General features: G+C 37.8%; 5 protein-coding genes and 1 tRNA gene. 5 read left to right on the top strand and 1 reads right to left on the bottom strand.

The genetic code is table 11. The features are described 5' to 3' along the window. Window positions 1–396 (bottom strand): START-like domain-containing protein, encoded by a 396-nt coding sequence (locus K350_RS0102825; RefSeq protein WP_028978621.1) that lies wholly within the window; start codon window positions 394–396, stop codon window positions 1–3. 115 nt (window positions 397–511) lie between these two features. Between K350_RS0102825 and K350_RS0102820 the strand changes: the two genes are divergently transcribed. From K350_RS0102820 to K350_RS32665, 5 genes are all read left to right on the top strand, one after another. Then, a tRNA-Met gene (locus K350_RS0102820) sits at window positions 512–585 on the top strand. A 1,257-nt stretch (window positions 586–1,842) separates the two neighbouring features. Next, window positions 1,843–10,092: a gliding motility-associated C-terminal domain-containing protein gene (locus K350_RS0102815; RefSeq protein ID WP_028978620.1), complete on the top strand. Its 8,250-nt coding sequence runs from the start codon at window positions 1,843–1,845 to the stop codon at window positions 10,090–10,092. Window positions 10,093–10,296: 204 nt separating this feature from the next. Next, complete coding sequence (locus K350_RS0102810; RefSeq protein ID WP_028978619.1) at window positions 10,297–11,256, top strand: PorP/SprF family type IX secretion system membrane protein; 960 nt, start codon at window positions 10,297–10,299, stop codon at window positions 11,254–11,256. Window positions 11,257–11,476: 220 nt separating this feature from the next. Beyond that, complete coding sequence (locus K350_RS0102805; protein WP_028978618.1) at window positions 11,477–11,821, top strand: hypothetical protein; 345 nt, start codon at window positions 11,477–11,479, stop codon at window positions 11,819–11,821. A 171-nt stretch (window positions 11,822–11,992) separates the two neighbouring features. Then, a complete protein-coding gene (locus K350_RS32665; protein WP_156026883.1) occupies window positions 11,993–12,133 on the top strand; it encodes a hypothetical protein in 141 nt (46 codons plus the stop codon). Window positions 12,134–12,533 lie beyond the last annotated feature (400 nt).

Here is a 12,533-nt window from a genome sequence, read left to right as displayed (position 1 = left end):
TTATGCTCCAACCTTTTCTTTAAGGTTTTCAATGAGTCCTTTCCACATTTCCTGAAGATCATTGCTATCATTATCAGAATAGTCTACGACTTTCAGAAAAGAAGTTTGTGTGATTTCATTTTCCTGAAGGGAAAATTCCAGATAAGAATTATTTTTTATAGTTTCTGTTTCCTCAGGAGCAAATTCAAATTTTACATATTGGTTTGTTTTCTGGGCAACTTTCCGAGCTTTCTGCAATCTGCCATCCCAGAAAAAATCATAAAGTTTTTCATCTTCTGCAATCACCTTATCAGCAAACCAGGTCTTTAGGCCTAAGGCAGTGCTTAGATAAGGAAAGATCATTTTTGAGGAGGCATTGATTTCAAACTCCGCAGTGTATTTGAATTTATTTTCCATAATAAAAAGATTCTCAAGGGATATTGCCCATATTCTGAAGCAAGATAAAAAAGATTTGGTAAAAACTTGCTTTTTCACAAATGAGTTTGTTACATTTGCACTCCGATTTTGAAACGGCGAGGTAGCTCAGGTGGTTAGAGCGTTGGATTCATAACCCAAAGGTCGGGGGTTCAACTCCCCCCCTCGCTACTAAAAGGCTTCTGATTTTTCAGAAGCCTTTTTATTTTTTTAGACGTTCCCCTCTGTTGAAATTTAAAACATTCTAATAATCAATTTATTAATTGAATTTTCTTGAGATAAAGTAACATATAGTTTTGAATAAATATACCATTTTACGGTATTGATAATGGTTGCTTGCTAGAATACCTTTGTAATGTCTTTCAACCAGTTATTTTTGACATAGTCCATTTTTTAAAAGGTTAAGTTGAATAAAAATTAAATAGGCTGCTCGTACAGAGCAGCCTATTTAATTTTTATATAAATACCAATCGAAAGTCTGCAGCAGATTTAGCTTTATTTCTAATATTTAATAAGATACCTCCAAAAGGTCTTTAATAAGATACCTCCAAAAGGATACGAAGGAGGGTTATTTCATCTTTGTATAGTTATATTAGTAATAAGTATTAACAATGTATAGTTTTTCAGTAAGAGACAAAGTAATGTCAGATATAGCTAATGTATGGCTGATGCATGGCTAACGCAACTATACGGAAACTATACGGAAACTATACGTGGGGTATACGAGAACTATACGTGAACTGGCTACTTCACAATATTTTCGGGAGATGTAGAGATAGGTTAAAAAGGGTATAGTACTAAAGCTAAGTGAAATTTAAATCAATTAAAATTTTTTCCTCGTTTAATTCATTTTACCAATAATTTTTTAATTAAAGTATTCCGCCTGATTTTGAACAAAATATAGCGATGAGGGTTTTGCAGCAGGAGAATATACACTGGCCATCAAGATATTTGAGCATTAACTATCTCAGTTGGGACAGGTGTTTCAGACTTTATCTCTTTGATACACCTGAATAAGGAATAGCTTCCATAATGATTCTGAATTTAACTTAAATGTATTCTTTTTATTATCAATAATTTATAATGGTATATGTTTTTAGTTAAGGATTTTGTAGCAATTTTTTTTACTTCACTGGTTACTTTTCTCATGGTTGTGAGTATCTACAAAAAATTAAAGAGGACTTAATTTAGATATAATGTAAGGAATTGGATGCTTGTTAAGGAACAAGCCTTTCCTTAGTGCGTACAATCATAGTAAGCCCGCTATAGTAGTTCTTTATTTCCTAAAATTGCCTCAAGCTCTTATCAGAGCTGAATATCAATGACATAAAAAAGTAATTGAGTAAGTTACTTTTCAAAATAAATAAATCGAAATAAAAGTTGTACAATTCTTTTGTGCACTATCATTAAAAAAAGAAAAACAGAGATATGGCTGGTAAACGTAATTTTCTTTTTGTTTTATTACTATTGAGTGTCTGGAGTAATAAAGTTTGGGCTCAATGTGGTCCGGAATCAATTACCACATCCAATTGGTGCGAGAATTCCTTTGCTAAATGGACATTTAATAATCCTACTCCAAACGCCAGATATCTTTGGTATAGTTACACACCGACCTATACAGCAGCAGATATAGATGCTGAAGGTAGATTGATAAAGACGGGAACTGTTTTTTATGATTCTACTACATCTAGTACCTTTTATTCCCCATTTAGGGTAACAACAGCTGGAATAGCTCCTAATACTTCAGTTAGATTTACATATATAAAGAAAGTTGATTACAAGGCTGTTCCAACTCCTGCTGCAACTCCTGCTTATGTGGCTGGGCCATCAGGGGGGACTTTCGAAATGAACTTTAGTAATAGTATGCCAGTAAGGTTTAACTCTGTGAGAGTTCCTGTCGTCTTAAATAATCCTGGTCAATTATATAAAATTCAAGTGAGTTTCGGATCTACAACAGGTCCGGGTTCTTCTGTTTATACATTTTCCAGCGTTTCAGGTACCCCAATTCCCGGGGTAACCAATGGCTATTATATAGATGTACCTGTAAATTATACATTGACAACGACCGGGGCAACAAAACTTGTTATTAATACGAATCCAACAGGTGGAGGCTCGGCTATTGCTGTTAACAACTTGTTATATGCTCCATCTCAGGTGCCAGCTTCCAATATTGGACCAATCTCCAATGTAAGTGCATCTAATTCAGCACCTGGTTATTCTGCAATATATGATTGGAATTTTACAGCTATTTGTCCTCCGCAACATGTAGCCGAATCTTTTAAAGAAACTACAGCAGGAGTATGCTGCGTTGTTCCATCTAGCATCAATATTCTTACATTAAGTCCTGATAAAACATCTATTGTTAATAATGGACCTGATAATGTAACATTAACTGTTGGTAGTTATGCCAGTGCCTCGAATTACTTTGCTTGGTATTTGGATGGAGTGGCAGTGCCAGCAGCGAGTGGTACTGGGAAAATTTCTTATTCTTCAAATAAAACAGGAACCTGGGAGGTAAGAGAAATTTCTGCAGGAACTTCTGTTACTGACAGAGATAATCCAAGTTGTTATTCTGACTTTTTCGTCCTTATTAGCGATAAGAAAATTTTTGCTTCAATTGTTAAGGCGCCTACAACTTCCCCATTATGTATAGGTGACAAATGGGATTTATCAGGTACTGGTTCTGCTAATCTGGCTTGGTCGACAGGTGGAGGAACGTTAAGTAATGCAACTGGTCCTACTACAACTTTTACAGCTACCAAATTAGGGATGACCAAAATTACTCTGACAGGCGATGTAGTCTCAGGTAATGTTGTAGTAAACGGAGACTTTTCCGCAGGAACATCAGGAATTACTACTCAGTTTAATAATGCCGGTGACCCAAGAAATGTTGATGGTGCAATTGGTGTAGCAAACAGTGCAGGCTTTTGGGGAACTCAGGCCGATTGGAACGCAGGAGGGCTTTATACATATGCTACAGGTAATCCTGGTAATTTCCTGGTTGTAAATGGGGGCGCTGATGGAACCAAACAATCTCTTGTATGGGGACAAAAAGTAACAGTTCAAGCAGGTAAAACTTATAATTTTTCACTTGACCTTACTTCTGTAACTTATATAGTTTCAGATAATATGGCATCAGGTTATGGCAATGCTCCTGCTGTAGCCCCTTTCAGAGATGTGTTATTGGATGTTTTAGTAAATGGAGTAAAAGTAGGGCAGGCAAGCACTAATTTTGCTGCAAATGGCGGCATAGCTGCTGTCGGCAAATGGAAGACATTTACATTTCCGTGGACTGCAGGAGCCACTGTAAATTCTGCAACGCTTGAAATCAGACAAGTTTCTCCGACCGTATCTCAGCCAAGAGGGTATGACTATGGTATCGATAATATTTCTTTCGGTGGACAGGAGAGCCAGGAAGACGAAATAGTAGTTGGTCCGATAACTGACTGTTCCAGTATAATAGCAACAGCAAGTCCATGTATTCAGGATTCACTTACCGATTTGACTGCTACTGTTGCAGGAGGATTAATATTTGATCACTGGGAATTAACCTCAGCTCCGGGTGTTTCAGTAAGCACAAACAATCCGTATCGTGTAAAAACTCCTGCTGCAGTATCTTACACAGCAGTTGGGTATATGGCAGTGGGTAACGTATTGGCTAATGGAGACTTTAATCAGGGACCTACTGGATTTTTGAGTGGTTCACCTTATTATGATCCAATTGCGACTTATGGAGACAGTAAATACAATGTTACAGCAAATACTTCATCCGGGAATTCATTTTGGAGTAATTTACCTCAGGCTCCTGGAGAACCTGCAGGGTCGTTACGTTATGTAGTGGATGCCAAAGGTCCAGTTGGAAGAAAGGTTGTCGGTTGGACTTTTACAGGTGCTATAGGTGATAAGTTTGCATTTTCTGGTTATGTCGCAAATCAGCATACAGAATTTGCGAAAACAACTCCAGATACTGTAAATTCCGGAACTCCAGCAAAAATTGGAATTTTCATAGATGGTAGTCTTGTAGCTGTTGGAAATACAGGTGCAAATCAAAATTGGATCAAAATGACAGCCAATTGGACCGCAACAACTGGTGGAACCCATACGCTGGAAGTGAGAGATCTTAAAGGTACAAGCGGTCCAGGTAACGATTTCGTTTTAGACGGATTTGTTTTGGCACCAGCAGTAGGATTTGTAAAAACTGCTACAGTGGTCACGCCTGTTTGCGATCCTTGTGTTAATAAAGCAACTATTAATGAGCATACCTATTGTGGAAATTCAGGATATGTGAGTTTAAATCTTCATTCTTCGGAGTCCCCAGGTGTTATTTACAGTTGGTATGATAAATCTGTAAACCCAAGCAAACTTCTTGGAACTACTGAAGGAAGCCTGAAAGATACAATAGATCTTACCGGTATTGCGGCGGATGCTTCAGGGAATAAAACTGTATACTATACCAAGTCTGCGAAAGGGATGGGTACTGTGTTTAAAAAAGCACAATCATGCGATGCTCAGTTTGATGATGCCTGGGAAAACTTGAATCCAGGTTCAAAATATCCATATCAATCCCAGTTTACCAATACTACTCCTATAAAAATTACCTCATTAAGCATTAATCTTAAGTCTGAATTGTATAATACAGGTGATGTAAAGTCAGCAACTATCAGCTACAGTATCGTGGGGTCAAAACCTGCCACTAACGGTGGAGGTAAAGACGCAGACCTTACTAAAGTTTATGGTACTTTTACAACTAACTGGACCAGAACCAAAGGGGCAGAAGCTCAGGTAAAAATCGAAACATTGGTGCTTACTGGATCAACAACTACTTTGCCTGTTGGGGACTTTTTTATAGTTCAGAATAATAATGTCATTTCCGGAAACGGAAATATAAGTGTAGGTAGAAGTGATTGTAATCAAGGGGTTGTTTGGGATGATTTCAATGGAACAACAGTAAGCAGAAGTGGCGGAAGTGATGGATATGGTACCGGGGGGCAAAGTAAATCAGGTATGGTATTCGATGTTAAATTTGAAATTCCAGCCGCACCATGCCCTCGTACTCCAGTTACTTTAACTGAAAACTGTCCTTGTTCTCCTCCGAAAACAGTGATAGTAAATAAAGCATTTGATAATGATACAATTATGTGTGCGGGAAGTAATCTTACCATTACTGGAGAATATACTCTAAATGCCGCAACACCTCCTCAAAAGGGATATAAATATTCATGGTATAAAAAAGTAGGTACCACAATCACTGTTATAACTGCGCCTACAGCAGTAACAACTTCTCCTGTTACATTAACTTTGAATAATATCACTGTTGCTGATAACGCAACCTATTTCTTTAAAGTTGATGATGGAGATGGCCTTACAAGTAATAAGTCATGTTACCTTCAGGATTCGTTGACTCTTACTGTCAATGTGCCAAATACAGCTGTGACACCAACTGCGAACCAAATAATTTGTAGTGGTACTAAACCTGTTGCATTCACTACTCCTGTAGCAGCAGGAGGCACAGGTGCAGGTAAGTATCAATGGTTCGTAAATGGTAAGAAAATTACAGGTTCGACAGGAAACGGACAAAACTATACCTTTGCAACTCCTGCTGATACAGTGTTTAATAATACTTCTGCTTTAGATAAAGTTTACACTTATATAAGAAGGGATAGTTCAGGTGTTTGTCCTGCTGTAAACAGCAATCCTGTAACAATTACAGTAATGCCTGTTTTAAAGCCAGGCACAATCAGTGCAAGTCAGATAATTTGTAAAGGAACTGCACCTGCTGCATTAACTCAGACACTGCCAACGGGTGGTTCAGGAACTTATACGTATCAGTGGTTGTCATCTAAAATTCCAGCTGGTCCTTTTGTAAATGTGGCTGGTGGAACAGGCGCAACTACAAATCTTTATGTTCCTCCGGTTCTGACTGACTCTATTTATTATACCAGAAGGGTAACTTCTACCTCTGGCGGAACAACATGTTCGGCTGTTTACTCTGATACAATTAAAATAGCAATGGTGTCACCGGTTATTGCAGGTACAGTATCATTAACACAAACTATTTGTTACAATACAAAACCAACGGATCTTTCCAGTACAGCACACAAAGGTGGATTGAAATCTGGAGATTCTTATACTTATCAGTGGCAAACATTGCCGGATAAGGCAAATCCAGTAACGGGCTGGGTAAATTCTTTTACTACTCCGGGATATGCATTTTCTGCAAATCTGACTGACACAACCAAATATAGACTAATTGTAAAAGGAAGCTGTTCTGCAGAAGGTGATACATCCAACGAAGTAACGATCATTGTAAGACCGGATCTTTTACCAGGATCAATAGCCGGTGGTGCAACAATCTGTAGCGGAGCAAATCCTGCTGATATAACAAACTTGAAGTTACCTTTTGGTGGAGCTAATGCTCCTGCAGACTGGAACTATAGATGGTTAGTGTCGGTAAATGGAGGAGCCTATTCTGCTGATGCGGGAAGTACCAACACTTCAGGATTTGTGATCAATTCATTGACAAATACGACTTCTTCACCTGTTACTTATGAGTATAAACGTGAGGTTAAATCTCTGGAATGCAATACAACTGCAGAAAGTAATGTTGTTAAATACACAGTAACTCCAGGTATAATTCCTGGAACCATTTCTTCTGATCAGACGATCTGTAAAGGTGCAACTCCGGCTGCATTTACAAATACTCCTGCAACAGGAGGATCAGGAACTTATGCCTATGAATGGCAAGAATCGTCTAATAATATAGCCTTCTCACCTGCTTTGGGAGGTTCTGGTGCAAATACTGCTCTTTATACTCCTCCAGCGGCTGTAAATGCAGAAGTTTATTATAGAAGAAAGGTAAGTTCTGGTGCTTGTCCTGATCAATATTCAGATACAATCAAAATATCTTTAGTGCCAGATATGATTGCTGCTGTGATTTCGGCGAACCAGACGATCTGCTATAATACTTCTGCTGCAAACATTGCAATTTCTTCACCTCCGACAGGAGGATTAAAATCTGGAGATTCCTACTCCTACAGATGGGAGTCCCTTGCGGATGCTTCCGGCAGCACATGGGCTGGACCAATTGGAATTACTGCAGGATATGCGCCAGGTACTTTGACTGACACCATGCAATATAGACTTGTGGTAACAGGAAGCTGCGGAGCAGCATCAACAACTTCAAATGTAGTAAAAGTTACTGTGCTACCTGACCTAAAAGGTGGAACAATAGTCGGAGGTGGAACAGTTTGTAGTGGAGAAGATCCTGCTGATATTGCTAACCAGGTTTCACCAACAGGTGCAAATGGAACGGCAGATTATAATTATAGCTGGCAAGTGACTGCAAATAGCATAACTTCTCCTGCTATCCCAGGAGGGGCAAGTTATGTAGTGCCGGCATTTCCTGCAAACACAGGAACTACGGCAATGATATATACGGTGAAAAGAATTGTATCTTCAACCTTATGTCCTTCACCAACAGCGGAGAGTAATGTGGTTACTTACACAGTAAATCCAACTGTTAAGCCAGGAACGATAGGTGATGATCAGACTTTATGCAGCGGAAATACAATCAATGCTTTAACTGAGAAAACTCCTCCAACTGGTGGTGATGGAAACTATAATTATCAATGGCAATATTCTTTGACAGGTACCGCCGGCTCATTTGTTAATGTAACTCCTGCTGCAACAGGAAGTAGCTTTACGCCGGTTCCGCAGGCATCAACCATCTACTTTGCACGGCTAGAAAACTCTCCAGGCTGTCAGTCAGTATTATCTAACCCAGTTAAAATAACTATTTTGCCTGGAATTCTTGCGGGTAGCATTGGTTCTGATCAGGATATATGTAGTGGTTCTTATGCGGACACTATAAAAACGAAAACACTTCCATCTAATGTTTCATCGGCGGCTAGTTCTGTCTGGAAAATATCAACATCAAGTGCTTCCGGACCATGGTCAAATGCACCAGCTCAGTTAGTACCAAGCGATGTAGTTTATAAATATCCGGGATCCCTGACTGCTGGGACCATATGGATCATAAAAGATGTAACGGATCCTAACGGTCCTCCTCTTTGCAATACTGCACAAACAGCTCCTGTTAAGATTGTCACAAGAGCTCCTTTAACTGGTGGACAGATAGGAAGCAATCAAACCATTTGTGAAAATGGCGATCCTGCAGCTTTTGCTGAGCTTGTAACTCCTACAGGAGGAAAGGATGATGTTGCATACAAATATTCTTGGCAATATTCAACTAACGGAACAACTTGGAATCCAATTAGTAATTCAACTAATGCGGTTTTTGATCCAGGTGTTTTGACAATAACCACTAGTTATAGAAGAGTCGTTAACGATGTATTAGGTTGCGGACCTAGAAATAGTAATGAAGTGACTATAACAGTGACTCCAAATTCTAATCCATCCGTATCGATTGTTCCTCCAGGACAAGTGTGTTTGGGCTCGACTGTTTCCTTCCAGGCAACACCTGTAGCAGGAGGAACTACTCCAGTATATGAATGGACGGTTAATGGTATAACAGCAGGAACAAACAGTGATCAGTTTACATCAGCAACATTAAATGACGGAGATAAGGTACAGGTGAAGTTAAAATCTTCAGAGACTTGTATTGCTCCGGGTAAGCAAGAGGTATTTTCAAACATAGCATTGGCTCAGATGCTATCTAATATAACTCCGGATATTAAATTAGTTGCTCAGGATCCTATATGTAAGGGAACTGTAACTACATTTACTCCAACTTATAATACACTACCTTCTGTTTATGAATGGTATCTGAACGGAACACTGCTTTCTCTTCCTCTTAACTCCGCTACATACAGTGGAACATTCAATAATGGAGATGAGATATATGTTAAAATGACATCTCCGTTAACCTGTGTAACTACTCCATATGGAACATCAAACACAGTGAAGATGGCAGTTTTAGATGTACCTCAGCCTAATATAGTTGAGTCTGATGCCACATTCTGTTCAGGTGATGATACAACTTATACTGCTGTTATAGGTACAGGAACAACATTTAAGTGGTTTAAAGATGGTCTTCCTTTAAGCAATACAACATTATCATTAATAGTAAATCAGCCGGGTAAGTACACCTTGCAAGAAGATAACGGTGTATGTCCGAGATTCTCTGATACTGTAACTGTAACTGTAATCCCTACTCCGGTAGCGAATGCAGGAAGTGATATTTATGTTCTAGAAAATACAGTTGTCACATTGAACGGTAGCGGTGGAGATCTTTATTCATGGTCTCCTGCAACTGGACTAAACTTCACTGATATACCAAATCCAACATTTACAGCGACTGATAATACTATTTATGTGTTAACTGTTGCTGATGCCACGAATACATGTTCTTCAACAGATGAAGTTGAGGTATTTGTTGAAAGACCTGTTAAAATTCCGAATGCATTCACACCAAACAAAGACGGTAATAACGATACCTGGGAAATTGAAAATATTAACGGATTCCCGAATGTTACCTTCGAAGTGTATAACCGTTGGGGTACTCTTGTTTGGAAATGGACAGGAAACCTAAAACAATGGGATGGAACTAACTACCGTAATGGAGAAGTGCTTCCAGATGGAACATACTTCTATGTGATAGATCTTCATAGTGTGATCTTTAAAGAGCCTTATTCAGGATATGTTCAGATTCTGAAGTAAGCTTAACGTATAAAGTTTAAAGCTTTCATTGTCATCCTGAGCTTGCGAAGGATCTGAGATTTTAAGAACTCAGATTCCTCGTTCCTCGGTGACAAACCTAGAAAAAGATTAGAGTTGAGTGTGAACAATTCACATTCATTAAAGTCTCGCTCCTCGTGGGAAGACGAACTAACAAAAGATTTAAGTAAGAGTTAAATGGCAACAATGAAAAAATATTACTTATCAGCGGTACTTGTTTTGGTATGTTCGGTATTTGCTTTGGGACAGCAGAAGCCGCAATACTCTCTGTATATGGTTAATCCATTTATGCTGAACCCTGCAGTTTCAGGAACTGAAGATTACACAGACATCAGATTAGGTTTCCGGAAGCAGTGGGTTGGATTTGAAGGTGCTCCTCGTACAATGTACCTGAGTGCTCACACTGCTCTTGGAAGGGGCAGGGTTACCAATAACAGGTCAAAAAATAAAAAAAATGGGTTTCATGGAGTCGGTGCTATAATATCTAACGATGTTATCGGGCCAACTAAAAACACAACCATAGATCTTGCTTATTCTTATCATCTGCAATTCGCCAAAAATCTATATGCTTCATTAGGTATCATGGGAGGACTTCAGCAGTACTCTTTAAATGCCAATATGCTGCATACTGCAAACCCTGATGATGCTTTGCTTCAAAGTTCAACCAATACATCTCTTGCAGATATCAATACTGGTTTCTGGGTGTATTCTGATAAATTTTTTATAGGAGGTTCTATGGTTCAGGTGATGCCACAAAATCTTTACAATAAAAAAGATGGAGTTGTTTCTGAAGGTAAACTATCTCAGCATTATTTTGTAATGGCAGGTTATAGATTCCCTATCGGATATGACTTCGCTCTTATCCCATCTTTCTGCGTAAAATCAGTTTCTCCGGCACCCATTTCTTATGATATTAATGCAAAGCTTCGTTACAGAGATTTCTTATGGGCTGGTGTATCTTATCGTAATACAGATGCGATCGCATTTCTTGCAGGTGTTATCATCAACAATACATGGGATATCAGCTATGCATACGATTATACAACAAGTGATATAAGACTTTACAGTGCTGGTTCTCATGAGATCGTTGTGGGATACAGACTGAAGATGAAGAACAGGGTTATTTGTCCTTCGCACTTCTGGTAAGAATTATTTTAAGATATAATAATTTTCAAAAGGGTTTGCAGAAAGCGAACCTTTTTTTATTTTGAATCGAGATTTATGGGATTAAGGGATGGGCAGTATTATTTTTGTCAGGTTTGTCTTTGATAAAAGATTATATATATGTTGAAGTTTTTGATGATTGATTATATAGTGTGATGATTTCCATTAATCCCGTTAAGTCTTCATTTCCTAAGTTTAATATATGATTAGACACTCCATAAAAAAAATTAAGCCATATGGTAATGATGAAGAAATAAATGCTTTTATCATTGATCCTCCTTATGAAGAATTAAACATTATAAAGGGTATTAGTGATTTGGGAGATTTAGATTTAGAAATCGAATGGATAAAAGAGCTGATAAATAGAAATGTTCCAGACTATACTCAGGATGGTTTTATAATATATCAACCTTTTTTATGGGGTAGTAGAAAATCAAAAATCGGTGAAATAAATGATAATAAGATTATAGGAGCACGGGAGTTTGATACCAAAGAATTCCTAGATCTCTGTTATGCTTGGAAACAATTTCTTAAAGCAAATATTTAATTCCTATTCCTTGTATAAAAATCTGAGTTCTGGTTTTTGTTATGTAACCTACCTTCAAGTCTTGTCCCCCGATTGGTTTTAAAAATGTGCAGCATTCTTTTTCCCCTATCCAAAATAAGTTCGATAACCTTCACTGGTGAAATTAAATAATGAACAAAAATCGACATTCTAATGACAAAGTTGTTTCTTCGAAATCTGCAAGTTGATAAATTTACTGTCATTTGTGGCTTGAAGCCATTGGACTTCAACCAGACAGAGTATCTTGAGGAACACATTTGTTTGTCTGATGGGAGTACATTTAGTCTTGTTTAATCATATAAAGCTTTGATAGTTGATGAAATGCTTAAAAGTTTCCTAAAAATGGTATAATTGGTTTATTGTTAATAGGGTAGAATTAATAACTTCTATTAAAAGGAAATTATTCACACATACTATAACTGGTAGTTTTCAAGAGAAAATATAATTATAGCATAGTATTTCAAGTTTTAGAAATCTTCAAAGAGTCCTTCTTCTTTCTTCAAATAGCTAGGATAAGATTACAGTATTCAGATGGAATTGAAATAAAAGGTTTACAATTTTATGAGGTAGATAAAGATTATTTTGAATGGAAGTCAGATGTACTCCATAAGTAAAAGTCCCCATTTTTTTTGTCATTGTTAACCCAGCCACCAAATCGTATTACTCTAACGGTCTTTTTAACTTCTTAACGATC

Source organism: Sporocytophaga myxococcoides DSM 11118 (genome assembly GCF_000426725.1).
Lineage (GTDB): Bacteria > Bacteroidota > Bacteroidia > Cytophagales > Cytophagaceae > Sporocytophaga > Sporocytophaga myxococcoides.
Note: the sequence above shows the minus strand (reverse complement) of the source record. Positions and strands in the feature narration are given on the sequence as shown.